Raw genomic sequence first — 23,210 nt, 5'->3', positions numbered from 1 at the left:
GGCGTCATGCACGACTGGAAAGCTGAGGTCTCGGCGTTCATCGCGTCAGAGAGCGAGAAGCCGTTTGCCTGGGGGCTGACGGACTGCGCCACGACGGCTGATCGCTGGGTTTGTGGCGTACTCGGTGCGTCGCCGCTGCGCATCTTTGGGCGCATGCATAGTGACGAGGCAGAAGCGCATGAATGGCTCGAGCAGCCTGGCGGCATCGCCGTAGCAGTCAACCGTGTCTGCCGATCAGCTGGATTGCGAAAGGCAGTATCGCCGGAGGCCGGCGATGTCGGGCTGATCATCCATGGACAGAAGCTGTGCGTGGCCATCCATGCGGGCGAGTTCTGGTTTTCCCGCGACGCTGACGGCCTGATCGGCGCGTCGCTGGCCTCCTTGTTCAAAGCCTGGAAGGTGGTTTGATGCCCGGCGTTATCGAAAGCTTCGTGCTGTTCGTGCTGACTGCCGCCGGCGTATCGGGTACGGCACTCGCCGTCGGCGTCTCGCTGATCACCGGAGCCATTGGCATCGGCCTCAGCGTCGGACTTTCCTATCTGGCTTCGTCGCTGTTTCGCCCTGAACCGCCCAAACCAGAAGACATTCAGGTGACGCTCAAGAGCCCGGTTGCTCCACGTCAGCGCCATTACGGACGGGTCAAGACCTCGGGTGTGCTGACCTTCGCCGAAAGCAAGAACGGCGCCTTGTTCAAGGTGCTTGCTCTGGGCACGGGCCTTCTGGATGCAATCGAGGAGCTCTGGGTCGACGACAACCGGGTGGTGAACAGTGGCGCCAACGGCCTCGTGCCAACTGCGCCGTACGGCAATCGGCTGCTGATCCAGACCAGGCTCGGGCTCGCCACCGAAACGCATTACGCGCACCTGTCCGGCTTTTTCACCGAGTGGACGTCGGCGCATCGCGGCGACGGCATGTCGTCGCTCTACGCGGTCCAGTATGCGGTGAAGCAGGATCAGATCTCGTCGATCTTTCCCAATCTGTCGAACACGCTCTATCGGGCTGTGGTCCGTGGGGCCAAGGTGCTGAACCCGGTGACCGGCCTCGTGGACTGGAGTGACAACGCGGCGGCGGTAGTTCGCGATTACATCGTCCATGCGGATGGCATGCGGCTTCCCGTCTCGCTGGTCTCGACGTCTCAAGCTGCAGCAGGCTGGCTTGCTGCATACAACAGGGCTGCTGAAGCCGTTCCTCGCAAGGGTGGTGGCACGGAGCCGCGCTATCGCCTTTGGGGGACCTATCGTTTCGACGAGCGGCCGGCCGATGTTCTTGGTCGGATGCAGGAGTGTTGCGACGCCCGCATCGTGCCGACACCTGACGGTGGGGTGACGCTGGATATCGGCGCATGGGAAGAGCCGACAGTCATTCTGGACGAGGATGCAATCGTAGGTTTCTCCGAGGTGTCGCGTGGTCGCGATATCCTGACCACGGCGAACACGATCCGCGCCACCTACCTGTCGTCGGTCCATGATTACCAGTCGACCGATGCCGATCAGTGGATCGACGATGCCGACGCTGCCTTGCGCGGCGAGATCGTCACAGAGCGCCAGTTCATTCTTGCGCCCAGCCACAGCCAAGCGCGCCGGCTGATGAAGCTTGCGGCCTATCGCGCCAATCCTTCCTGGATCGGGAATTTTCAGTTCAACCTGAAGGCGCTGGCTGCCTTCGGCAAACGCTTCGTCCGGATCCGCTATCCGTTGTTCGGCATCAACGAAGTTTTCGAGGTGCAGGATTTTCGCTTCAATATTGGCGAAGGCGGAATCCTGACAGGCGTATCGATGCAGCTGATATCGATGCCTTCGACTGCTTATGCTTGGAACGCTGCGACGGAAGAGGGGACGGCGCCGGTCAGTGAGAATGTCGTGGTCGATCGGACAATCCCGCTGCCTACGGGTTTCTCGTTTGGCGTAAATCGCATCACTGTCGGCGGCCAGATGGTGCCGGTTGGCGTGATCCAGTTCAACCTCGCGCCCGCCGGCCTCATGATCGAAGGACGCTACAAGCGCACCGCCGACAGTGCATGGCAGGTAATCCCCGTCGGCGACCAGGCGACCGAAGCCCAGACGGGTGCTCTGTCCGACGGCGACCAGTACGAAGCGCAGGTGCGCCATATCACTGTGACGGGCCGGCAGGGCGCTTGGACCGCCAGCCAGACTTTAACTGTCGTGGCCGACACAACCGCGCCAGGTGTGGTGAGCGGCGTCACCAAGACCGGTGGGGCAGGAACAGTAAACCTTGGCTGGACCAGCCCCAACAGCGCGAACTATTCGGCGGCCAATATCCGCCGCAACACGGTCAACACCGAAGGAACAGCGTCGCTGGTGCGCACCGAGTATGGCGCGCCCTCGGCTGCCGATGGATGGCAGGACACCGGCCTTGCTGCCGGGACGTATTACTACTGGATCAAGGCGCGCAATGCCTCTGGCGTGGAAAGCGCCAGTGTGGCGACCGGCGCCGTAACCGTCACCTAACCCCCTCCTGAAACACACCAACTTCGAGCATTGGAGCGCCTTGGCATGGTCAAGCGTGGCAACGAAATTTTTCGCGACTTCGAAACCGATGGCGTTCCGTCGTCCGGTACTCACAAGCCGCACAAAGCCGACATCAGGCCGTGGGCGACGTGGCTAGAGGCACGTCAAACGGGCACCGGTATGCTCTATGGCTTTGCCTCGGCTACCGGGGACGCAGATCCTGGCCCTGGCCTGTTTCGGGCGAACAATGCTGCCGCAGCTTCGGTGACTGCGCTCTTCATCGACGACAACGACGCGAGCGGCGCGAATGCCGGCGACGTCATCGCGGCATGGGATGACAGCAGCAATCCCGTTCGCGGGACCCTAACGCTTCGTGGCGTTGACGGCGACGCGCTGTCCCGCACCTACAATGTGACAGGAACGGTTGTCGATGGCGCAGGCTATCGAAAGGTGACGGTCTCGCATGTCGGCGGCAGCGGAGAGTTTGTGGCCGGCGCGCAATACGTCATTACCTTCTCTCGGGCCGGTAACGCGCTGCCCGCGCCAACCACGCGTGCCGAACTAAAGCTCTTGCCAGCGGAGGGTGCTGCACTTTTGCAGGAAACTGGCCGCGCGGGGCTTTTTGTCTGGCGTAGCGGTAATTACTCCGGCCAGGTTGCGGCGGACCCTCAAGAGGGCGTCTACATCAAGGCAACTGCGGTTGCCGCAACGGTCGGGGCGTGGGTGCGTGACGGCATCGGCGACGGGCTGGAAGTGGGGTGGTTCGGTGCAAGCCCGGGTGCGGCGATGGCCGCGAACACGCTCGGCATACAATGCGCCATGAACCTGGCGCTGTTCCTTGGTGGCGGCCGGGTGCTTCTCGACATCGGCGTCTACCTGCTCGGCTACACTTCCACGGAGAGCTACACGACAGCAGCCATGCCGGTGCCTGACCAGTTGCATTACGGTGTGCTGGTGCCTTCGGGTGTGACGCTGGAGGGGCGCGGCAAGAACTCGATCCTGAAACGCGGCACAGCGACCTCCATGGCCGTCGTTGTGGTGGCCAACGGCAACGGTTCTCAGGTTCGCAATCTGCGGATCAATGGCGACAACACGACCAATCCCATTACCGGCGCTACGTATGGCTCCGGCTCGGGTCTGATCGTCGAGAGCACCAGTGTCACCGAAGACAAAGAAACGATCATCGACACAGTTTGGATCGAGGACACGCCCGGCTATGGCATTGGCTGCGAGTGGGGCAACCACCGTGGGCTGACGATTGAAAATATCTGGATCGACGGCACAGGGTCAGATGGCATCGACATCAAGCGGATGAATTCTGGCGGTTTCGATGCCAGAGACATCGTGCTCGACAACATCCATGTCACCAACTTCGGCCGTACGGCGACGGACCCTGGCGGCCAGGCAGGTATCGATCTGCGTGGCTTCTTCACGGCAAGCAATCTGCATGTCTACGGAGCCTGGGGCGCGCAGGCTGGCTCTGGAATTCGCATGCAGGGCGGCGTAGCCGCTGACACAGTCATCGGCTCCCATTATTCGTCGGTGACTAACGCATATGTGAGTCGAGCGTCAGGCGGTCTGGCGACCACCTATGGCATACGAATTGGTGGTGACTCCTCATCTCTCGTGAATGCGGTGGCGATCGGCTGCCATGTCAATTTCTGGGTATTCGAGACCGGAAACTCTGGTGTCCTTAAGGAGCCGTCTTTGTCCGCCTGCCGTTCGCTCAATGCGATTGGCTATGGCTTCGACGTGGCCGCATCGGCGCAGGGTGCCCGGCTGGCCAGTTGCTCGGATGAGGGCTCTCCCATCGGCTTCTATCTCGAAGGCGATGACACGGTGCTCATGGGGCCAGTTTGCGACAACAACGCCACGACTCACATCGAAGTCGTCACTGGCGCTCTGCGGAACCAGATCCTTGCTCCGGTTTTCCGGAATACTGGCACGAACAAGATCGTCAATGCGGAGGCTGGGACGATCATCGAGCCGCGCGAGGTCATTTCATCAAGGCTGACTTCTACATTTGTTGGCACGGATGTCGCTTCCGCTCAGCCGTGGTTTGGTTCGGCCCAGGATACTCTGACGGTTCCCGCTGACCGCAGCTACCAAATCGACGCTGTCCTGTTCATCTCGCGTGCAGCCGGCACAACCTCACACACCACGAGCCTTCTCTTCGGTGGTACGGCGACAGTCTCGCGTATCGCCTACCTCGCCGAGGTCATCAACCCGACCGGAAATGTCCTCTCTGCAATGTCTGCAATCCGCTCGGATGTGGCGACTGCTGTCGCAATCACGGCGGCGAACGCGAGCGCCACGGAGAACATTGCTGTGCGCATTACCGGCATGGTTGACTTCTCGGCCGCCGGCACCTTCATCCCTCAATTCCAATTCAGTGCAGCCCCCGGTGGCGCCCCGAGCGTTCTTCGCCAGACTTTCTTCAAATTGATCGAGGTCGGCACCGCCAACCAGTCGCGCCGCGGGAATGTTGACTAGCGGGGCGTGACGAGCGCGTCGCTATCGCTTTTGTGTTATGTCTCCCGCGGATATTGTTGTTTGAGGGATTTATGAGACGGGTTGGTATCCTAGGCACGTTTGATGTGGCCAATTTTGGGGACCTTTTGTTCCCGCTGATTGCTCAAAAGAGACTCGGTGCGTTAACCCCGTGTGAAGTGGTGGCTCTTTCTCCTGCTGGCGGCGATCCAATTTGGGGGGATTGCCTCCCGTCACGCCGGCTTGCGGCTGCGAACGAATGCGATGCCTTGTTGGTGGGTGGCGGAAACGTCATCAGAATGTCAGCGGCAACCCTTGATGAATACCAAATCGACGCTGCGGCCATGGCCGGATATTCGATGCTATGGGCTGGCGTTGCTGACGTGGCCGCGTCGGGAATTCCTTTGTGTTGGAATGCCCCCGGCGTGCCTGAGGCTTTCCCTCAGTTCCAGCACTCGCTCGTGAGAGTTGCGCTTGACGCCGCGACGTATTTGTCGGTTAGGGATGACGACAGTCGCAGCTTGTTGCTTGACGTGCACCCCGACGCAAACATCGACGTGATCCCTGACACGGCTTGGGATATCCCCATCCTCTGGTCAAACGTTGAATTGGATGACGCCTATCGGCAGGTGGTTCAAGGGCGAACAGAACGCACAATCGCTATCCATCTGAATGAACGCTACCTGGGGTTGCCCGAAGCGGAGGTGGCCTCCTGCCTTGACGAGATCGGCTTCGCGACGGACAGCACGCCATTGTTGCTAGCATTAGGGCCATGTCACGGAGATGATCGTCTTGCGATGCGCGTGGCCAAGAAAATGACATCCAACCCGCTGGTCGTCGACCACCCGTCGTCGCTTCGGGAAGTCGTGGCGTGTTTGTCTCGGTCGAAAGCTTATCTGGGATCATCGATGCATGGTTTCATCACGGCCATGGCTTTCGGCGTACCAGCGTTGAATATTGCTTCGCAAAAGGTGGTGAAGTTTGCGGGGCTGCAGCGGTTGCTAGGCCCTCGCACCATCTGCGTTCAAACGTGGTCAGAGGCAAAAGACTGGGCCAGCTCTCTGGACGGGGCGGCTAGCCTTCCTGCTGAGATCAGCACCCGACTTGACGCGCATTGGAGCCGAATAGCGGACAGCGTCAAGTTCCCTCAACAGCGCCAGATTATTCCTGCGGTGGAAGGTTTGAACGAGGCGATACTCGCGGCTACCTTTCAGGACTTGGTCGGAAGATTCCGGAAGCAGCAAATGCGCCTGAAAAACTTGATGAAGTCGTAGATGGGGACGTGTTTTTCTCTGAATACAGACATTCCCTGCCGTTGAGAAATCCCTTCAAACCCGGTACTCCCTAGTAGCGTGCCGATTGCCAACGGGGGGATGTGAGCATTCTACAGAAGCTAATACGCCGTCTTTCATCGCTTTCCGATCAAGTCAGTGCACTACCCTCTGGCGACGACGCACGGCGGCTTGCACAAGAATTGGACAGAAGGCAGTGGGGCAAAAGAGTCGCCGAGGCCGAAGCAAGCTTCGATAAACGCAACTGGCCGGAAGCAATCGATCGGTGGCGCCAATTAGCCGAAGTCTACGGGGATTTCCACGGGACAGCCTCAAAGGCTCGCCTGGCAATTAGTGTGTCCGAACGGCTTTTGGCACTCGAGTATCCGAAGTGGCTAGGGCGCCGTCGCCGGGAGGTCAGCGGCAATCCAAGGGTCGTAGTCTATACGGCCATTGTTGGCAATTATGACGCGCTGCGCATCCATGAATGCATCAACGAGAATATTAGGTATGTCGTCTTTTCAGACAACGACATCCCAGATCTCGGTCTGTTCGATGTCCGTCCAATCCCGTTCCACGAGGATGATCCGACCAGGGCGGCACGGTACATAAAGACGCATCCGCACCACCTTCTCGGTGATTGTGATATCGCGATCTGGATCGACTCCAACATAATGATCGTCGAACCGATCGAGCAATTGATAGAGCAGTTCCTGGCGACTGGACGAGCTGTAGCGGCTATTCCCCACCCACAAAGAGAGACATTGCAGCAAGAAGTTGCCGCATGTGCGGAGCGCAGTAAAGACGACCTTGAAACGATGGTGTTTCAGCTCGACACTTATTCAGATGGTGGATTTAGGACCAAAGACCTTATTGAATCCAATTTTCTAATGATCGACCTGCGGCAGCAGAAGTCGCGAGTATTTCTCGATGCATGGTGGCGAGAGATATCGAAATTCAGTCGGCGCGACCAGTTGAGTATCAACTTTGCGCTTAGTGAGGCCGGTATCAGTCCTCATTGGATAACGCAGAAGCCGCACAGTGTACGGGATCATCCATCGTTTGCTTTCTCACCTCATGATCTGGGCGAGGGGCCGGCGCAAGTCCTGTTCAATCAACTAAAGCAAGTGGTTCCGTCTCGGGCAACGGATGTTGCATCTTACGCAGACGTAAAGGCGAGCCGACTTGCGACGGTGGCTGACAAAGAAATTGATATCGTCGTTTGCGTTCACAACGCGCTGGAGGATGTACGCGCATGTCTTGCGTCGGTGGAGCGGAAGCGTGCCGATTTGCATCGACTAATCATAGTCGATGATGGATCGGGTAAAGAAACGCGGGAATTTCTTTCGTCGTTCAAGAGTGGCCGTGATTGGGTAACCCTACACCGCAATGCCACTCCGCTAGGCTATACCAAGGCAGCGAACATCGGCATCGATCTTTCGTCTGCCTCGTTCGTCATACTTCTCAACAGCGATACGGTTGTTACTGACCAGTGGGCTGAAAAGATGGCTGACGCAGTTTTCTCGACGCCAGGCGCAGGTATCGTCGGGCCAATGTCGAACGCCGCTAGTCACCAGTCTCTGCCAGAGCACATTGGATCTTCAGGGCAAACCGCGATCAACGCATTGCCGCCCGGCGTTTCAGCAGACGACATGAACTCGCTTTGCGAACAATGGGCCAAACCGTCGTTCTTGCCGCGAGTGCCATTGGTTCATGGCTTCTGCTTCGGCGTGACACGTGAGGCACTTATTAAACTTGGGCCATTTGACGAAGAGCTTTTTCCGAACGGGTACGGTGAAGAGAACGACTACTGTATGCGTGCGACCAATGCAGGCGTCGGTCTGGTTCTGGCCACTCACACCTACGTGTACCATGTAAAGTCGAAGAGCTATTCTTCTGAAAAGCGCGTGGCGTTGATGAAGGCTGGTTCCGAGGCGTTCAACCGACGACACGGCCCATCGCGCATCCGCCGGTGCGTTCTCGCAATGCAGACCAACCCAGAACTGGTGAGGCTTCGCGAACTTGCCAGGAAGCTGTTTTAAGCGCCGGAGGCAAAGACAACCGTGTCCCAGGGTACCTTTCCCTCGACCTCTTCCAAGGTTGTCGAACTGCCCTTCAGGATCGCAATGCACATGATCTGCTTAAAGACCGGGCGGTCAAAAGGTACCGCAGGCTTGGGATCATGGGTTCCAGCTTTCCATTCATGTTGATCGATCGGGGAACCAATCGGATGCACTGCAGGGTGGTCGCTGTCTAGAATGGGGTCGCGCCCATAAATCCGGAAGTCTTCGATGTTGGGGATTCTCGACAGCACGTTGTGAAACTCTAAGCTGGTCATCGCGTTGGGATGCCCCCTCCAATCAGACCAGTAGAGCTTCAGTCCTAGCGACATGAGATATCCGTCCGAGTCGAACCATGGCTGGCGGATAAAAATGAAATCTTTCGCTACTTCGGAGGCTGAGAGGATGCAGGTTCGGGCATCACTGATGCCGGGTAAGTGCTCGAGAAAGTCCAGCATCGTTACGAACGAAACGGCTTTCGGATAAGCAGACAATGTTCGGGCATCCGCCAACATCGCCTCGAAGCCTGCTTGGCGCGTCGCCTCGACTTTCTCAGGACTTATGTCAATTCCGATTCCCCGTGGCACTCCGAAGGCCTTCGCCGCGTAGGCAATAGAACCGCCCTTGCTACAGCCAAAATCAATGAAGTCGTAGTCATTCAAACCTGTAAGCATGAGAATGCTTTAGCTCTTGATTGACCCTTCTTCAATATCACCTGGAGCACCACATGGACCTTCCGCGCGTAAGATCTCTTGTTCGCATTGCCAACGACACGTAGTGGCAGCTTTGTCAGATCCGAGCCGATGATGCAGCGGGATTGAAGGTGCTGGGTTCTCAGCGGGGCAGATCGACTAATTTTCTCGAAGCTTCGCGTTGTGAGCAGTGCACCGCTCGCCGCCAGACGTCGTTCGTGATGTTCGATATTGTTTCGGCGGCGAACCCGTCTGGCACAGCGTTCGAAATTGAGGCGTTCGGCCGTGTTGACCAATATGCCTTCAGCGAAATCGGGTCGGTAATAGTTACGCCTAGAAATTGAGGCAATGACACCAACAGGTTGGCCCAATCCTGGTGAAGGACGACCGGGCAGGACGTCTCTTCAGCAAATTTGACCAGGTATTCGTTGACGGTGCGCCAGTGGAGGGCGATGCGCATGGCTAGCGCGAATTCCTCGTTTCCAGGTGGAAGCAGACGGTATTGATCCCAATAGTTGCCTTTGCTGAGAACTCGCTTCGAGTGCGCTGAAAGTACATATTCCAGCGGCTTGCGAACTACGATCAGAAATCTTGTCTGCGCAGCAACCTCTCGAATGTCATGCAAGAGATTCGGCGCGCGGAACGATTCACCATAGCGACCAGACGTGGCAAAGCCCTTCATTCGCTCATGAAATGCGTCGGTCTTGTAGTTTTGTCCGCGGTCTTTCAGCCACGCTTCTTCCAGCAGAGTTGGCGTCGGCTCGTGCCTCACGACGTGATCTGAGTAGCGGCTAAGCCCCTCGCAAATAGCTTCGGTTCCGCACCGGCCGCTGCTGGCAATAATGAACATGTGGCGATTTCTAGCGGCCGGGGGCGCTTGCCGCAATGCGGCGCAAGTATCTCATCCACCCATAATCTGAGGAAATCCCATGGACCGTAGCAAGTTCTACGCGGCCTTGCGCGCGCGCTCGTCTGGCGTGTTCGGAACGTCGCTTACCGGGAGCCAGGTCGCCAATCTCGAGGCGATCCTTGACGAGATCCAGGCGGCCGGCCTTCCGCTCCGGCATGCGGCTTATGTGCTGGCCACGCCTTATCATGAGGTTGGGCCGGGCATGGCACCGAAGGTTGAGAACCTGACCTATTCGTCGGCCGAGCGCATTCGCGCGGTCTGGCCGAAGCGGTTCCCTCAGATCGGTGATGCGCTGCCCTATGTCCGCAACCCGCAGGAACTCGCCAACAAGGTCTATGGCGGGCGAATGGGCAACACCACCTCTAACGACGGCTGGACCTACCGGGGCCGCGGCTACCCGCAGACGACCGGGCGGGAAAACTACGAGCGCTTTGGCCGGCTGCTCGGGCTCGATCTGCTCGGCAATCCCGACCTTGCGCTTCGCCCCGACATCTCTGCCCGCATCCTCATTACTGGCATGAAGGATGGTCTGTTCACCGGCAAGAGGCTTGCCGAGTTCATCAGTGGCGACAAGGCCGACTATCGCAGCGCCAGGGCGATCATCAACCCCGATGTCGAGGCCAATGGCGACAGGGTCGCCGGTTACGCCCGCGCCTTCGAAGCTGCTCTTCGTGCGGGCGGCTATCTCGGCGTAGCGCCCCAGCCCCGGCCGACCGTCTCCGAACCGATGGTTGTCATTCGTCCCGATCCAGTGCCCGCGCCTGAGCCTGCGCGCGGCTGGCTGTCCCGCGTCCTCGCCTGGCTCTTCTCGTAGAAGGAAACGAACATGTCTCAGCCACAGAACTTCCTTGGCCCGCTGATCGCTGGAAAGGTGCTCGACACGGTGATCGGTCGGGTGCTCGACAAGGTCGCGAGCAATCCGAAAATCTCGCTGGAGCCGACCGACGTGCCGGCCGTCCGCGACATCGTCACTGAAACCGTCCGCCACGAGCTGGAGGTGCGCGAACAGCACGCCACCAACAGCGAGCCGGCCTATCAGTCGCGTGTGGCGCAGGGCTCCTTGGCCTCGATCCTCGGCGCAAGCGCGCTGCTCGTCGACCTGTGGACCAACGGCGTGCCTGATGCCCCGACGCTCTACGTCGCGCCGCTCACGATCCTGGTCGGCGCCGGTTGGGCACTCTACGGGCGCTTCATCGCCAAGAAGCCGGTGGGGGCGTAAGGCATGCAGGATTTTCTTGACCTTCTCGGCATCAAGGCTTCGGTCTTGATTGCAGGCTTGTTCGGCGGCGTCCTGCGCGCGCTGTCGCATCGACACTACAAACTACGCGAGCTGTTCGCCTCGCCCGTCTGCGGGGCGCTGGCGGCGGCCTATCTGACCATGCCGTCGGTCTACTATCTGCGGTCGCTCAACTGGCCGTTGCCCGATGACCCGGCAGCCACGCACGCCACAGCCTTCCTGATCGGTGTGTGTGCGATGTGGATCTCGGATATTGCCTTCGACGTCATCATTCGAAGGTTGAAAGGCAGTCCGCCGCCAACTACATTTTGATCGGCATTTCAGATCCTCGCCCCGCTGCCGAAAGGTGGTGGGGCGTTCTTCGTTTGCGGCCGGCGGGACAACTCCGGGGGAGGCACATCCCCCAGCCGCAAGATGGATATGGAGTGGAATAAGCCCGTTAGTCCCGCCATAAAGCCAGCGCCCTAAGGCTTCGGAGTGGGTGGAGAGAGACTCCCATCCTTCTCTTCTGCGAGCAGTCGTAAGAGCAACTCGCGATTTACGGGATCTGTTTCCGTTTCGAGCTTCTTCTCGAAGTTTTTGATGTTCTGAAGGTGCACGAACTCGTAGTGTCTGCTCGGCATAGCGCGCTCCTTTCGGGGAGGGCTTTTCTGGCGAGCCGGCACCATATGCCTTCAACAGCAGCGTGTCCAATCAATGAAAAATCTTTAGCTGAGACACTGCCGCAGAGGCGCTGGGCTTGACTATCGTTCCCCACAATGAGGGCTTGCTGAGTGTCCCGGCGTTTCTGCCAATCGTAGACCGTGCCGCCCGGGCGTGCGAAGCGGCGGGAAATCTCTTTCGTTCCCCCGTGCATGGCCTGCTGGCGCTTGGCTGCTCGGCAAGGCGCTGTGGTGGCTCGGTTGTGCAGTCCTGGCCGCAGCCTCGTCAGCCGCAGCGATGGGGTGTCAGCTGACGGGCGGTCCGCCGCCGTAGCGGCCCATGGATTAGCGCCATGGCGAAGCATGCTTTCAAGCGTGGTAGCGCTCTGCCAAGATAGCGTCCAGCTTGCTGCGCGACGACCCATAGCGTTTGATCAGCGCGGCGGCTTCTCCACGGCTTAGGTCATATTTATGGGAAAGCTCGCCGATTTCATATTGCCGGTTTGTCTCGGCGATTTTGCGTTCCTCACGCTTCTGCATCGGTTGGATGTGCATACTCGCTGCCTCCCGTTTCAGCATCTGACCGAAACGCGAAACTGGCCAATCCGATCCAATAGACGGCGATCACATTATTTGCATCTCGGCATGTTGCCATGCGCCGCTCCCCCGCTAGGTCCGCCTGGCGGGGCTTTTTTCGTTTATGAACGTTACATGGCAGAGGGGGCGAGGAATCAAAGAAATGGCTGCGCTGCGATAATCTTGTCGAGTTTGAGCCGCCCCGGGCCGTGGATTTTGATGAGGGCACGGGCTTGGCCGTCGGACAGTCCGTATTCTTCCGCCAGGGTGTATGCGTCGTAGATTGCTTCCTTGGCGATCTGCCGGAAGAGTTCGAGTTGTTCGTTAGCGTTTGGGTCGTCGATCATAGCGACTTCCTCCCGCCACTAAACGCGGAAGCCATCACAAACGATCCCACCTTTTCCGGGCGAGTTGCCCGGTCCCATTGCCTGGGCGTAGCTTTCGGGGCAGTCTTCCCGCCATGTGCGGCCGTGTCTTCGTCAAGTCGACCCTTGCTGAATTGGTGCGTGGCTTCAGCTTCGCCGATCCTGCCGGCGTGGATGGGCTGGGTAATGCCTTCCCGCGGTACAACGGCGCGCCGACGCTGATCTATCCGATCATCGTGCAGGATGAAGCCCAGAAGGGCAGCGCGATGTTCGTCTCGGCCAAATGGGGCCTGATTCCGTCTTGGCAGAAGGAAGCGAGCTCGGGCCGCCCGCCGCCGATCAATGCCCGCTCGGAGAGCATCGCCACCAACGGCATGTTCAAGCGCGCCTATGCCTCCAAGCGCTGCCTAGTGCCTATCGACGGCTATTTCGAATGGCGCGACATCCATGGCACCGGCAAGGACAAGCAGCCCTATGCCATTGCCATGAAGGATGGTTCGCCGTTCGCGCTGGCCGGCATCTATGACGTTTGGCGCAATCCCGAGAGCGGAGAAATGCTGCGCACGTTCTCCCTGGTCACCTGTCCGCCGAACGAACTGATGGCGACGATCCATGACCGGATGCCGGTCATCATTGCGCCGGCAGACTATCAAAGGTGGATCGGTCCAGAAACGGACCCCCGCGACCTGATGAAGCCGTTCCCGTCAGAATTGATGACGATGTGGAAAATCGGGCGCAAGGTCGGCTCGCCCAGGAACGACACGCCCGATATTCTCGACCCTTTAGAGGAGTAGGGCGCGCAGACGCTAAGATTTCTTCGATCGCGACCACTCTGGCGGGTGTTACTGCTGGCTGGTTATCGCTTGATCATACACGACGAAGGCAAATCCCTCTTCGGAAGCCTCTTCAGCCGCGCCTCGGAGAACTTCGTCTTCGATCTCAGCAACTGGTGTTTGCAATTCACCGTATCGCTCAAACTGAACCTCGTGCCATTGGCATTCTGTCAGCTGTTCGGCAGCCGGCACCCAGATCTGATCTTCGTCATCCGCTCTGATGTAAAGCAGTATCGGATACCGCATGCCATCAAGGTAGCGTGCATGGCCTTCTGGGACCGCCGATAGCCTCACTACAAACAATGTCGACACCACGGTCTCCTCTGATCGCCATGAGCCTGCCGTGCGCTGCGGTCGGCGTCAATCAAGCGCGGTGATGTGAATTGACACTGCAAGGCATTTGTTCCTATTTCGTTCCGATGAGCAACCTGCCGGACGTACAGTGGCGACACACCTGGGACGATGATCTCGATCGCGAGGATTACAGCGCCTTCGACGGGAGGCGTCGGGTAGGCCGCATCTATTCAGATAGCATTCGCGGCGAGAGGTATTGGCGGTGGTTTCCGGCCTGGGGAGGTGCCCGTGGTGCGGATCGCTGCGAAAGCAGAGCGGCGGCGATGATGGCTCTGGAATCCGCCTATCTCGAGGTGCTTGAGCGTCACCCGAACCCGGCGAAGTTATTTCACGACCGTTGAGGCGTGATCACCCGCACCAGGGCCGCTTCACCTTCGGGCGCCAGATAATGGCGTGTCCCTCGGCAAGCAGGATGTTCTCTGCCAATCGCCCGTCAGATAGACGGATGCGCACCAACGGCCGGCGCTGGCTAGTCTTGTCGCGGTAACCGGTGTCCTCGATCCGCAAGCCGGGGTCTTCCAGCAACTCGGCCAGGCGCTTCTTTGCCGCCTTGGCCAGAATCCTTTCCCGCTCACATTTGGCCCGTCCACCCGTCTCGGGTGTGTCGATCCCCGTCTTGAACGGGACGGCATCGCCTATCAGGCGCATGTTCTGGCCGTTGCAACGAATCGTGTCGCCGTCGACGGCAGTTAGGGTGGAACAGGAGAGGATGGTGGCCGCAAGCAGGGTGATCATAGGCCGACGATATCGTGGGAACGGAAAAAGAACAAAGCAAGAAATGCCTGCCACACTGGTTCAAGTGAACCATTACGGTGTCGCAACGAAAATTGGCTAAGTCTTTGAAAGTAAATGGTGGGCGATATAGGGATTGAACCTATGACCCCACCCGTGTGAAGGGTGTGCTCTCCCGCTGAGCTAATCGCCCGTCCGAGGCCCTTAGGCCGAACGTGACGGCGATATAGGGGAGGGGCGGGAGCTGTGTCAAGGCGGCTTTAGCGACTTCCCGCAGCTATCAGCTTTTCAGCCAGGCCAAGCGTCAGTTCGTCATAGTGCGAGATGATTGCCGAGGGCTCGAATTCACTGACGTGGCGATCCGTGTAACCGAAGTCGACGGCGACAACGGGGATGCCGGCGGCCTTGGCCGTGTCGATGTCGGTGACCGAATCGCCGACCATGACAGCACGCGAGGCATCGCCGCCGGCCATGGCGATGGTCTTGGTCAGGTGCCTCGGGTCGGGTTTGCGGATGCCGAATGTTTCTGGGCCGGTGATGGCGGCGAAGCGGTCGGCAAGGCCGAGCCCGCCGATCAGGTTGCGGGCAAGCGTCTCGTATTTGTTGGTGCAGACGGCAAGCAAGTAACCGGCATCGGCGAAGCGCTCCATGGCAGCCACCACACCCGGATAGGGCTGCGAACGGCCGGGGATGTTGAGCGTGTAGTGATCGAGGAAAATGTCGTGCATGCGCTCGTGCTCTTCGCCCGCAAGCGCCTTGCGCTGCGCGGCATAAGCCCGTTCGATCATGATCTTGCCGCCCATGCCGACGAACCGGCGGAAGGCATTGTCGTCCACCTGGGCGAGGCCGCCGGCCACCAGCGTGTGGTTCAGGCTGTCGAGCAGGTCGGGAGCAGTGTCGACAAGGGTTCCGTCGAGGTCGAATACGATGATCGGTCTGGACATGGCTTGCTTTCACGGGTTCATATTTCGCCAAAGGCGATAGCCTTCGCGCCCAGGCGGCGCAACCCGCGGTCCATAAAGCCTTTGACCCAATCGGCAAAAATGCTAGGAGCCAAGCCTGTAATCTGGGAATTTGCGAACAAGTCATGGATGCCAAGGCTTTGAAGATCGAGGCGGCACGGGCCGCACTCGGTTATGTCGAGAGCGGTATGCGCCTGGGCATCGGTACAGGTTCCACCGCCGAGGAATTCGTCCGCCTGCTGGCCGAAAAGGTTGCGGCCGGCATGCAGGTCATCGGCGTGCCGACGTCTGAACGGACCGCCACGCTTTGCCGCGAGCTGGCGGTTCCGCTGTCGACGCTGGAAGAGACACCCGAGCTCGACCTTACCATCGACGGTGCCGACGAGATCGATCCAGCACTTACGCTGGTCAAGGGCGGCGGCGGTGCGTTGCTGCGCGAGAAGATCGTCGCGGCGGCCTCGGCGCGCATGATCGTGATCGCCGACCAGTCCAAGCTGGTCGAGACGCTCGGCCGCTTCCCACTGCCGATCGAGGTCAATCCGTTTGGTCTCAGAGCCACCGAAATCGCCATCGCAAAGGCAGCGGAAAAGCTCGGCCTTTCCGGTTCGCTGGTGCTGCGCAAGACCGGCGGCGAGACCTTCGTAACCGACGGTGGACATTTCATTATCGATGCATCTTTTGGCCGCATTCCCGATACAAGAGCGCTTTCGGATGCCCTTCACGCCATTCCTGGCGTCGTCGAGCATGGTCTCTTTCTCGGCTTGGCCACCGTTGCCGTCATTGCCGGCTCCGACGGTGTCAGAACCGTTCATCCGGCTCTCTAAACAGGAGTTCTATTCATCATGATTTCGACAAACCGGCTTCGCGGCTTCTCCGTCATGGTGGCGGCTTCGGCTTTTGCAGCCATTGCGTTCTCGGCCCAGGCCCAGGAGATCGGTGAAGCCCATCTCAAGGCGGCCCATGCGGCCATCGCTGCGATTCACGCAACCGATTCGTTCGACGGCATCCTGCCGCAGGCGGCATTTGCGCTGAAGCAGCAGCTGATCCAGCAGAACCCCGACATGCAGGAAATCATCACCCAGACGGTCGATGAGAAGACGCTTGCCATGGCCGCCCGTCGCGCCGATCTCGAGAAGGAAGCGGCGATTGCCTACGCCAAGTCCTTCAACGAGAAGGAACTGACCGAGATCGCGGCCTTCTACAATTCGGAAGCCGGCAAGAAGCTGATCGAGAACGGCCCGATCGCCTCGCGCGAACTGGTGAAAGCTGCAGACATCTGGCAGAACGGCATTGCCCGCGACCTTGCCCAGCAGGTCGGCGAGAAGCTGACGGCGGTCGCCGGCGCCAAGGCTCCGGCCGTCACCGAGGGTGCTGCGCCCGTGACCCCTGAGGCGCCGAAGAAGTAATCGGCCGCGACCAACAGTCACGATGAGACGGGCCCGGCTTATGCCGGGCTTTTCTTTTTGTGCTTGCACCACTACCTGTGGCGCACCGCGGCACGCCAAGTATCGGCGTTGCAGCATCCTTGAATTCACATGCGTCCGGGCAATGCTCCCTATGGCCTGAGGCGCGCACCGATTGCCTGCAGGAAGGAACACCATGGCCCAGTACGACTACGACCTCTTTGTCATCGGCGGTGGCTCGGGCGGGGTTCGTGCGGCGCGTGTGGCGGCAGCCATGGGCAAGCGCGTGGCGCTGGCCGAGGAGTTCCGCTTCGGCGGCACCTGCGTCATCCGCGGTTGCGTGCCCAAGAAGCTCTATGTCTATGCCTCGCAGTTCCCCGAGCATTTCGAGGATGCCGCCGGCTATGGCTGGACGGTCGGTGAAAGCACGTTCGACTGGAAGACGCTTGTCGCCAACAAGGAGCGCGAGATTTCGCGGCTTGAAGGCATCTACAAGCGCAATGTCGAGAATTCCGGCGGCGAGACCATCCATTCGCGCGCCACGCTTGTCGACAGGCACACGATCCGCCTCGAAGCGGATGGACGTACTGTCACGGCAGACCAGATCCTGATCGCGACCGGCGGCCGGCCGAGCACGCATCCGGCGCTTCCTGGCCACGAGCACTGCATCTACTCCAACGAGGTCTTCGATCTGCCGGAACTGCCCAAGGCGATCATGATCGAGGGTGGCGGCTATATCGCCGTCGAGTTTGCCAACATTTTCCACGGCCTAGGCGTCGACACCACGCTGGTCTATCGCGGGAAGGAGATCCTCAGCCGCTTCGACATGGACCTGAGGCGTACCCTGCATGAGACGATGGAGCAGAAGGGCATCAAGATCCTGCTGCACTCGGTCTCGCAGGAAGTCGCCAAGCGCGGCGACGGCCGCCTTGATGTCAGGCTGAACACCGGCCAGCAGCTGACCGTCGACCAGGTGCTTCTCGCCATCGGGCGCACGCCGAACACCGAAGGCCTCGGGCTTTCGGACGCGGGCGTCGAGCTCGACAAGTCGGGCGCTGTGGTCGTCGACAGCTATTCTCGGACCAGCGCCGACAACATCTGGGCGGTGGGCGACGTCACCAATCGCGTGCAGCTGACGCCGGTGGCGATCCACGAGGCCATGTGCTTCATCGAGACCGCCTTCAAGGGCAACCCGACCACGCCCGACCATGACACCATTCCAACGGCTGTGTTCTCGCAGCCGGAGATCGGCACCGTCGGGCTTTCTGAGGACGATGCGGCCAAGCGCTACAAGAACCTCGAGGTCTATCGCGCCAGCTTCCGGCCGATGCGCCACACGCTGTCGGGACGCCAGGAAAAAATGCTGATGAAGCTGGTGGTCGACGCCGATACGCGCATCGTCGTCGGCGCCCATGTGCTTGGGCCGGATGCCGGCGAGATGGCGCAGCTGCTCGGCATCGCGCTCAAGGCGCGTCTTACCAAGGACGCCTTCGATCAGACCATGGCGGTGCATCCGACCGCGGCCGAAGAGCTGGTGACGATGTATAAGCCGACCTATCTGGTAAGGGATGGCTCGCGCGTCGAAAACTGACGTTGCGGCGGCTTCCGGACCTTCCGCAGTGAAACCTTGGTCCCTAGGGGATTCCGGGGTGGAATAGAGGCTCGTCATCGTGTAAACAGCCGCGTTCCCGTAATGGCGGGTCACAGCGCGGGTGAGGTGCCCGCTGACAAAACTTTTGGGTGCTAACATGACGAAATGGTCACCGAATTCCTGGAGAAGCATGCCGATTCAGCAGGTTCCGGCTTATCCGGACGCTGCGGCTCTCGCAGAAACGGAAGCCCGTCTCGCCACGTTTCCCCCCTTGGTTTTTGCAGGTGAAGCGAGAAAGCTGAAGAAGCAACTGGCAGCCGTCGCCAATGGCGAGGCCTTCCTGCTCCAGGGCGGCGACTGCGCCGAAAGCTTCGCCGAGCACGGCGCCGACAATATCCGCGACTTCTTCCGCGTCTTCCTGCAGATGTCGGTCGTGCTGACTTTCGCCGGCGCGCAGCCGGTGGTGAAGGTCGGCCGCATTGCCGGCCAGTTCGCCAAGCCGCGTTCGGCCGACAACGAGACCAAGGGCGACGTCACGCTGCCGAGCTATCGCGGCGACATCATCAATGGCCCGGCCTTCGACGAGAAGTCTCGCGTGCCCGATCCGGCACGCCAGGAAATGGCGTACCGCCAGTCGGCTGCGACGCTGAACCTTTTGCGCGCCTTCGCCCAGGGTGGCTATGCCAGCCTCGAGAACGTGCACAAGTGGATGCTCGGCTTCGTTTCCAACAGCCCGCAGGGCGAGCGCTATGAGGCACTGGCCAACCGCATCACCGAGACGATGGACTTCATGAAGGCCGTCGGCATCACCTCGGAGACGAACTACGCGCTGCGCGAGACCGACTTCTACACCAGCCACGAGGCGCTGCTGCTCGGCTACGAGCAGGCGCTGACCCGCGTCGACTCGACCTCGGGCGACTGGTACGCGACCTCGGGCCACATGATCTGGATCGGCGACCGTACGCGCCAGGTCGATCACGCGCATGTCGAGTACTGCCGTGGCGTGAAGAACCCGCTTGGTCTCAAGTGTGGTCCCTCGCTGACGCCCGACAGCTTGTTGAAGCTGATCGACCTGCTCAACCCGGAGAACGAGGCAGGCCGTCTGACCCTGATCGCGCGCTTCGGCCACGACAAGGTCGGTGAGCATCTGCCGAAGCTGATCCGCGCCGTCGAGAAGGAGGGCCGCAAGGTCGTCTGGTCGTGCGATCCGATGCACGGCAACACGATCACGGCTGCCGGCTACAAGACGCGCCCGTTCGACCGCATCCTGAGCGAAGTGCAGAGCTTCTTCGACATCCATCGTTCGGAAGGTACGCACCCGGGCGGCATCCATGTCGAGATGACCGGCAACAATGTCACCGAATGCACGGGTGGCGCGCGCGCCATCACCGCCGAGGAGCTGCAGGACCGCTATCACACGCATTGCGACCCGCGCCTCAACGCCGATCAGGCGATCGAACTGGCCTTCCTGGTTTCGGAACTGCTGCGCAAGGGGGCTGTGACCGAGCAGAAGAAGGCCGTCAACGCCTGATCCGCAGGTCGGATATTCAATCGAAGGCGCCGGTTTCGACTGGCGCCTTTTTCATTTGCGGGTCCAGCGCATATCCTTGAGGCGAGGATCGCCGGCAAAGCTCTGGCGGTCGAAGCCGATGCGCTTTTCGGGGAATTCGCAGATTGCCTGCACGCCTGTCGGCCCTAGCCGGATGCGCCAGGTCTGGCGCTCGACAGGTGCTGCCTTGGCGAAGATCGTGCAGGTCAAAAGCGCCAGGTTGGCGCCACCCTGGGGATCGCGCACCGAGCGATAGCGTATCGCCTGCATGGCTGCTTCGCGTGCGTCGTCAGTCAGTTGCTGGCAGGCAGTGTAGTCCGTCGGGTGCGTCCAGGTTTCGGCGTCTTCCGACAATGGCGGCAATGTCAGGTCGACCGCGCGCGCAACTTTGAACGATGCTGCGAAGGCCGTGTATTCGGCCGCGTCGCTCGGCCATGGCGTGTCGGGCGATTCCGAGAAGAACAGCAGGCGATAGAAAGCCATTTCGGCGACCGCCGTCTGCACCTTCTCGGCGGCGTAGTAGATACCAAGCGATTTTCCGGCGCGACGGAAGCGCGAGCCGGTGGGATAGTTGGAGCCGTAGCGGAACGGCGTCGCCAGCAGGTAATGCAGCTTGCGGCACTCGATGGGAACAACGGGCTTGGTCGCCTCGATCAGTTCCTCGAGCACTGCCTGTTCGTCGAGATCGTCGACGAGCTTCAAAGTCGAGACGCGGTGCTGCGCCTCCACCAGTCGCCAGCACCGGCCTTCGAGGGCGCGGGCCTCAGACGAGAGCGCGGCGGGCGTCCAGGTAGGCGATGACATCGACGAGCCCGGTGATGGTGGCGATCTTTTCAAGGGGGGCAGCGCCTAGTGCTGCGTTGTCGTTTTTCAGCCAGGCGCGGGCGACAGGCTCTTCGCCGCCGACGATGGCGTCGAGCGAGCGGAACAGCCGCACGAACAGGACCGCGAGTTCGAACGGCTTGCTGCCGGTTTCGAGCGCAAATTCCTGCCGGCGCATACGGGAAATCGTCGCCTCGGAGACGCCGATGATCGCAGACAATGCCTTGGCGGTGACGCCGAGCATGTCGGCGGCGCGCAAGGTTGCCTTGGTGATGACTGCGCCGGGAGCAGCGGAAGGTCCCGGACTTGTCTGGCTACGCATGGGATGCTCCATTTCTCTGGAAAATATAGGTCAGAAAAATGCCCATGGAAAGGGTCAGGTCGAAGCAGGGGGCAAAATGCCCCGTCAGTCCTTCTTGTACAGCATCCAGCTCTTGCCCTGGCGCTCGGCGATCGTCGAATAGCGGGTGACGCGATTGCGGCCGACCAGCTTCGAGCGATAAAGCGCCCGATCGGCCTTGGCATAGAGGTCGTCGGGGCTTTCGGCCTCTGACGCCATGCAGATGCCCATCGAAACCGTGACCTGGCCGCAGTTGAGGCCCGGCTCGATGTCCTTCAGCTGGGTCTGGGCGACAAGCAGGCGGATACGGTCGGCGATCTCGTAGGTGGCGTCTTCGGTCGTGCCTTCGATGATCAGGGCGAACTCCTCGCCGCCGGTGCGCGCCACGAACATGTCCTGGTGGACGCTGGACTGGAAGATGTCGGCGATGATGCGCAGGATCTTGTCGCCGACAGGGTGGCCGTGGCGGTCGTTGATGTCCTTGAAACGGTCGATGTCGGCCAGGATCAGGGCGCTGAACAGGATGCCCTTGTTGTTGTTGTAGATACTTGCGATGCGCTTGTCGAAGGCGCGGCGGTTCCACACATGGGTGAGGGGGTCCGTGTCGGCCAGGCGCTTGTATTCCTCGAGCTTCGACTTGACGGTCTCGAGCTCTGCCGACTTGTCGCCCAGCTGCGTCGCGAACTGTTTGCCGTGGTCGATCGTGGATGCTGTCGCCACCGACATCACGCTGACGATCTTCTGCAGCAGGTCCTGCGACATGGCGGTGCGGCTGTTGAGTCCGCTCGACGTCTCGTCCAGAACCTTGCCGTAGCGTTCGATGTGGCTGCGCTCGTTGCGCAGCAGGCCGGCCACGCCTTCGAGCTCGCGCGCCAGCACTTCACGCGCGTGCTCGACGATGCCCTGGCCATGGCTCTGGGCGAAGAATTTCTGGCCGATCTGGTCGAGCTGCTCCTGGGTCGGGCGGTTGCCGAGTGCGATCACCTCGAGGCTCAACGCCGTATTGGAACCGGTTAGGGCTTCGTAGAAGATTTCGTAGTTGCGCGGCAGGCCGACGACACCCATCTGGCTCATCGTCGCCACGACGGTGCTCGCAAGGTCGTTGCCTCGATCGGTCGGGGCTGCGGCAGGTTGCATTTAGTTCCCATTTCAGTTGGCCGGCCAACAGCCAAAACGCCTGCGATGCACGGGCGAGTGGCCGGTCGGGGGCGTGAACGGCATGAAAGAGAGTGCTGGCAACGACGCAGGTCCCCTCTGCTTTCGTCGCTTGTATGAGCCTTAATTCGGGCGGGCTAAAGTTTCCTTAATTTGCATGGTCACTTCGCCTGTTTTTCTACCACAGGGTGTATATTCCAATGTGCCAGAAGCGATCTCTGTGCTGGCCGCAACATCCGATGTCGCGAATCCCTGTGCATATTACCTTTAGGGAAGCTAACCTGCGACCTACAGCCAGCAGAAGAGGACGGCAATGGAGAATCTACACAAGGGGTCATGTTTGTGTGGAGCAGTGCGCTACACAGCAGAGGGCGCGCTTCGCGACGTCATTTATTGCCATTGCACCATGTGCCGCAAGCAGAGCGGTCATTATTACGCCGCGACCAATGTCGGCGACGACATGATCGACATCGAGGGCAGCGAGAATGTCACCTGGTATGCGGCATCCGACTTTGCCCGCCGCGGGTTCTGCAGCCGCTGTGGGTCGGTGATGTTCTGGAAGCCCAACGACGACAACTACGTCTCGATCATGGCCGGCTCGTTTGATGAGCCGTCGTCGCTGTCGGGCGGCTATCACATCTTCGTAGCCGACAAGGGCTCCTATTACGAACTCGACGACGATCTGCCGAAATACGATCGCTCTTCGCCATCGCTCAAGGTTCTGGAGGATTGATCGGCGAGACGACGACCGTTCTCATT

Annotated in this window: 25 protein-coding genes and 1 tRNA gene; 15 read left to right on the top strand and 11 right to left on the bottom strand. The window is 60.1% G+C overall.

The features are described from left to right. Positions 1-6 precede the first annotated feature (6 nt). The 5 genes from B015_RS0113375 to B015_RS0113355 all read left to right on the top strand — a co-directional run bounded on the left by B015_RS0113375 (position 7) and on the right by B015_RS0113355 (position 8,271). On the top strand, positions 7-408 hold the full coding sequence (locus tag B015_RS0113375) for a hypothetical protein (RefSeq protein WP_018428211.1): 402 nt from the start codon (positions 7-9) through the stop codon (positions 406-408). After that, positions 408-2,468, top strand: a complete 2,061-nt coding sequence (locus B015_RS0113370) for a phage tail protein (RefSeq protein WP_018428210.1) — start codon at positions 408-410, stop codon at positions 2,466-2,468. Before B015_RS0113375 ends, B015_RS0113370 begins: the two co-directional genes overlap by 1 nt. Before the next feature lie 45 nt (positions 2,469-2,513). After that, positions 2,514-4,961: a hypothetical protein gene (locus B015_RS0113365; protein WP_018428209.1), complete on the top strand. Its 2,448-nt coding sequence runs from the start codon at positions 2,514-2,516 to the stop codon at positions 4,959-4,961. A 71-nt stretch (positions 4,962-5,032) separates the two neighbouring features. After that, positions 5,033-6,232 carry a polysaccharide pyruvyl transferase family protein gene (locus B015_RS0113360; protein WP_018428208.1) on the top strand — a complete coding sequence of 400 codons (1,200 nt, stop codon included), beginning with the start codon at positions 5,033-5,035 and terminating at the stop codon, positions 6,230-6,232. A 101-nt stretch (positions 6,233-6,333) separates the two neighbouring features. After that, on the top strand, positions 6,334-8,271 hold the full coding sequence (locus B015_RS0113355; protein ID WP_081623474.1) for a glycosyltransferase: 1,938 nt from the start codon (positions 6,334-6,336) through the stop codon (positions 8,269-8,271). Here B015_RS0113355 and B015_RS0113350 read toward each other — a convergent pair. Further along, positions 8,268-8,963: a class I SAM-dependent methyltransferase gene (locus B015_RS0113350; RefSeq protein ID WP_018428206.1), complete on the bottom strand. Its 696-nt coding sequence runs from the start codon at positions 8,961-8,963 to the stop codon at positions 8,268-8,270. The genes B015_RS0113355 and B015_RS0113350 overlap by 4 nt on opposite strands. Before the next feature lie 160 nt (positions 8,964-9,123). Then, positions 9,124-9,831, bottom strand: coding sequence for a hypothetical protein (locus tag B015_RS0113345; protein WP_018428205.1), 708 nt, complete (start codon positions 9,829-9,831; stop codon positions 9,124-9,126). Between the two features lie 79 nt (positions 9,832-9,910). Here B015_RS0113345 and B015_RS30810 point away from each other — a divergent pair, with 79 nt between their 5' ends. Genes B015_RS30810 through B015_RS0113330 form a run of 3 tightly spaced genes read left to right on the top strand, consistent with a single transcriptional unit; the run spans position 9,911 to position 11,440 of the window. Then, positions 9,911-10,705 carry a hypothetical protein gene (locus B015_RS30810; RefSeq protein ID WP_018428204.1) on the top strand — a complete coding sequence of 265 codons (795 nt, stop codon included), beginning with the start codon at positions 9,911-9,913 and terminating at the stop codon, positions 10,703-10,705. 12 nt (positions 10,706-10,717) lie between these two features. Continuing rightward, a complete protein-coding gene (locus B015_RS32180) occupies positions 10,718-11,110 on the top strand; it encodes a hypothetical protein (protein ID WP_018428203.1) in 393 nt (130 codons plus the stop codon). A 3-nt stretch (positions 11,111-11,113) separates the two neighbouring features. Continuing rightward, the gene (locus tag B015_RS0113330) at positions 11,114-11,440 is read left to right on the top strand and encodes a hypothetical protein (RefSeq protein WP_018428202.1); all 327 of its coding nucleotides are present in this window, start codon (positions 11,114-11,116) and stop codon (positions 11,438-11,440) included. Between the two features lie 698 nt (positions 11,441-12,138). Here B015_RS0113330 and B015_RS0113320 read toward each other — a convergent pair. Continuing rightward, a complete protein-coding gene (locus B015_RS0113320) occupies positions 12,139-12,324 on the bottom strand; it encodes a DUF3606 domain-containing protein (protein ID WP_157632725.1) in 186 nt (61 codons plus the stop codon). A 176-nt stretch (positions 12,325-12,500) separates the two neighbouring features. Then, positions 12,501-12,692: a hypothetical protein gene (locus tag B015_RS0113315; protein WP_018428199.1), complete on the bottom strand. Its 192-nt coding sequence runs from the start codon at positions 12,690-12,692 to the stop codon at positions 12,501-12,503. A 113-nt stretch (positions 12,693-12,805) separates the two neighbouring features. Between B015_RS0113315 and B015_RS0113310 the strand changes: the two genes are divergently transcribed. Next, positions 12,806-13,504, top strand: coding sequence for an SOS response-associated peptidase (locus B015_RS0113310; protein WP_018428198.1), 699 nt, complete (start codon positions 12,806-12,808; stop codon positions 13,502-13,504). A gap of 48 nt (positions 13,505-13,552) precedes the next feature. Here the strand turns inward: B015_RS0113310 and B015_RS30800 are convergent, their stop codons facing one another. Next, a complete protein-coding gene (locus tag B015_RS30800) occupies positions 13,553-13,855 on the bottom strand; it encodes a hypothetical protein (protein WP_157632724.1) in 303 nt (100 codons plus the stop codon). A 71-nt stretch (positions 13,856-13,926) separates the two neighbouring features. Between B015_RS30800 and B015_RS0113300 the strand changes: the two genes are divergently transcribed. Next, entirely contained in the window at positions 13,927-14,238 is a 312-nt protein-coding gene (locus B015_RS0113300) for a hypothetical protein (protein ID WP_157632723.1), read from the top strand. Between the two features lie 7 nt (positions 14,239-14,245). On the opposite strand, the gene B015_RS0113295 is transcribed toward B015_RS0113300, so the two are convergent. From B015_RS0113295 to B015_RS0113285, 3 genes are all read right to left on the bottom strand, one after another. Further along, on the bottom strand, positions 14,246-14,632 hold the full coding sequence (locus B015_RS0113295; protein ID WP_018428195.1) for a hypothetical protein: 387 nt from the start codon (positions 14,630-14,632) through the stop codon (positions 14,246-14,248). A gap of 115 nt (positions 14,633-14,747) precedes the next feature. Beyond that, positions 14,748-14,822 (bottom strand) — tRNA-Val (locus tag B015_RS0113290). A gap of 67 nt (positions 14,823-14,889) precedes the next feature. Next, entirely contained in the window at positions 14,890-15,573 is a 684-nt protein-coding gene (locus B015_RS0113285) for a phosphoglycolate phosphatase (protein ID WP_018428194.1), read from the bottom strand. A 143-nt stretch (positions 15,574-15,716) separates the two neighbouring features. Here B015_RS0113285 and rpiA point away from each other — a divergent pair, with 143 nt between their 5' ends. From rpiA to B015_RS0113265, 4 genes are all read left to right on the top strand, one after another. Next, complete coding sequence (rpiA, locus tag B015_RS0113280) at positions 15,717-16,415, top strand: ribose-5-phosphate isomerase RpiA (protein WP_018428193.1); 699 nt, start codon at positions 15,717-15,719, stop codon at positions 16,413-16,415. Between the two features lie 18 nt (positions 16,416-16,433). Further along, on the top strand, positions 16,434-16,997 hold the full coding sequence (locus B015_RS0113275; RefSeq protein WP_018428192.1) for a DUF2059 domain-containing protein: 564 nt from the start codon (positions 16,434-16,436) through the stop codon (positions 16,995-16,997). A gap of 193 nt (positions 16,998-17,190) precedes the next feature. Then, complete coding sequence (gene gor, locus B015_RS0113270; RefSeq protein WP_018428191.1) at positions 17,191-18,585, top strand: glutathione-disulfide reductase; 1,395 nt, start codon at positions 17,191-17,193, stop codon at positions 18,583-18,585. Positions 18,586-18,742: 157 nt separating this feature from the next. Then, a complete protein-coding gene (locus B015_RS0113265; protein WP_026227236.1) occupies positions 18,743-20,116 on the top strand; it encodes a 3-deoxy-7-phosphoheptulonate synthase class II in 1,374 nt (457 codons plus the stop codon). A 51-nt stretch (positions 20,117-20,167) separates the two neighbouring features. On the opposite strand, the gene B015_RS0113260 is transcribed toward B015_RS0113265, so the two are convergent. The 3 genes from B015_RS0113260 to B015_RS0113250 form a co-directional block, all read right to left on the bottom strand. After that, positions 20,168-20,938 carry an RES family NAD+ phosphorylase gene (locus tag B015_RS0113260; protein ID WP_018428189.1) on the bottom strand — a complete coding sequence of 257 codons (771 nt, stop codon included), beginning with the start codon at positions 20,936-20,938 and terminating at the stop codon, positions 20,168-20,170. Next, positions 20,898-21,278, bottom strand: coding sequence for an MbcA/ParS/Xre antitoxin family protein (locus B015_RS0113255; protein ID WP_026227235.1), 381 nt, complete (start codon positions 21,276-21,278; stop codon positions 20,898-20,900). Before B015_RS0113255 ends, B015_RS0113260 begins: the two co-directional genes overlap by 41 nt. 84 nt (positions 21,279-21,362) lie before the next feature. Next, positions 21,363-22,433 carry a GGDEF domain-containing protein gene (locus B015_RS0113250; RefSeq protein WP_018428187.1) on the bottom strand — a complete coding sequence of 357 codons (1,071 nt, stop codon included), beginning with the start codon at positions 22,431-22,433 and terminating at the stop codon, positions 21,363-21,365. A gap of 331 nt (positions 22,434-22,764) precedes the next feature. Between B015_RS0113250 and B015_RS0113245 the strand changes: the two genes are divergently transcribed. Continuing rightward, the gene (locus B015_RS0113245; RefSeq protein ID WP_026227234.1) at positions 22,765-23,184 is read left to right on the top strand and encodes a GFA family protein; all 420 of its coding nucleotides are present in this window, start codon (positions 22,765-22,767) and stop codon (positions 23,182-23,184) included. Positions 23,185-23,210: the final 26 nt, after the last annotated feature.

It is taken from the genome of Hoeflea sp. 108, from assembly GCF_000372965.1.
GTDB lineage: Bacteria > Pseudomonadota > Alphaproteobacteria > Rhizobiales > Rhizobiaceae > Aminobacter.
Note: the sequence above shows the minus strand (reverse complement) of the source record. Positions and strands in the feature narration are given on the sequence as shown.

Excerpts from the sequence above, each read along its gene's own strand:
- B015_RS0113375 (WP_018428211.1), top strand. The coding sequence starts at position 7 with ATGCACGACTGGAAAGCTGAGGTCTCGGCGTTCATCGCGTCAGAGAGC.
- B015_RS0113370 (WP_018428210.1), top strand. The coding sequence starts at position 408 with ATGCCCGGCGTTATCGAAAGCTTCGTGCTGTTCGTGCTGACTGCCGCC.
- B015_RS0113365 (WP_018428209.1), top strand. The coding sequence starts at position 2,514 with ATGGTCAAGCGTGGCAACGAAATTTTTCGCGACTTCGAAACCGATGGC.
- B015_RS0113360 (WP_018428208.1), top strand. The coding sequence starts at position 5,033 with ATGAGACGGGTTGGTATCCTAGGCACGTTTGATGTGGCCAATTTTGGG.
- B015_RS0113350 (WP_018428206.1), bottom strand. The coding sequence starts at position 8,963 with ATGCTTACAGGTTTGAATGACTACGACTTCATTGATTTTGGCTGTAGC.
- B015_RS0113345 (WP_018428205.1), bottom strand. The coding sequence starts at position 9,831 with ATGTTCATTATTGCCAGCAGCGGCCGGTGCGGAACCGAAGCTATTTGC.
- B015_RS30810 (WP_018428204.1), top strand. The coding sequence starts at position 9,911 with ATGGACCGTAGCAAGTTCTACGCGGCCTTGCGCGCGCGCTCGTCTGGC.
- B015_RS32180 (WP_018428203.1), top strand. The coding sequence starts at position 10,718 with ATGTCTCAGCCACAGAACTTCCTTGGCCCGCTGATCGCTGGAAAGGTG.
- B015_RS0113330 (WP_018428202.1), top strand. The coding sequence starts at position 11,114 with ATGCAGGATTTTCTTGACCTTCTCGGCATCAAGGCTTCGGTCTTGATT.
- B015_RS0113320 (WP_157632725.1), bottom strand. The coding sequence starts at position 12,324 with ATGCACATCCAACCGATGCAGAAGCGTGAGGAACGCAAAATCGCCGAG.
- B015_RS0113315 (WP_018428199.1), bottom strand. The coding sequence starts at position 12,692 with ATGATCGACGACCCAAACGCTAACGAACAACTCGAACTCTTCCGGCAG.
- B015_RS0113310 (WP_018428198.1), top strand. The coding sequence starts at position 12,806 with ATGTGCGGCCGTGTCTTCGTCAAGTCGACCCTTGCTGAATTGGTGCGT.
- B015_RS0113295 (WP_018428195.1), bottom strand. The coding sequence starts at position 14,632 with ATGATCACCCTGCTTGCGGCCACCATCCTCTCCTGTTCCACCCTAACT.
- B015_RS0113285 (WP_018428194.1), bottom strand. The coding sequence starts at position 15,573 with ATGTCCAGACCGATCATCGTATTCGACCTCGACGGAACCCTTGTCGAC.
- rpiA (WP_018428193.1), top strand. The coding sequence starts at position 15,717 with ATGGATGCCAAGGCTTTGAAGATCGAGGCGGCACGGGCCGCACTCGGT.
- B015_RS0113275 (WP_018428192.1), top strand. The coding sequence starts at position 16,434 with ATGATTTCGACAAACCGGCTTCGCGGCTTCTCCGTCATGGTGGCGGCT.
- gor (WP_018428191.1), top strand. The coding sequence starts at position 17,191 with ATGGCCCAGTACGACTACGACCTCTTTGTCATCGGCGGTGGCTCGGGC.
- B015_RS0113265 (WP_026227236.1), top strand. The coding sequence starts at position 18,743 with ATGACGAAATGGTCACCGAATTCCTGGAGAAGCATGCCGATTCAGCAG.
- B015_RS0113260 (WP_018428189.1), bottom strand. The coding sequence starts at position 20,938 with ATGTCATCGCCTACCTGGACGCCCGCCGCGCTCTCGTCTGAGGCCCGC.
- B015_RS0113255 (WP_026227235.1), bottom strand. The coding sequence starts at position 21,278 with ATGCGTAGCCAGACAAGTCCGGGACCTTCCGCTGCTCCCGGCGCAGTC.
- B015_RS0113250 (WP_018428187.1), bottom strand. The coding sequence starts at position 22,433 with ATGCAACCTGCCGCAGCCCCGACCGATCGAGGCAACGACCTTGCGAGC.
- B015_RS0113245 (WP_026227234.1), top strand. The coding sequence starts at position 22,765 with ATGGAGAATCTACACAAGGGGTCATGTTTGTGTGGAGCAGTGCGCTAC.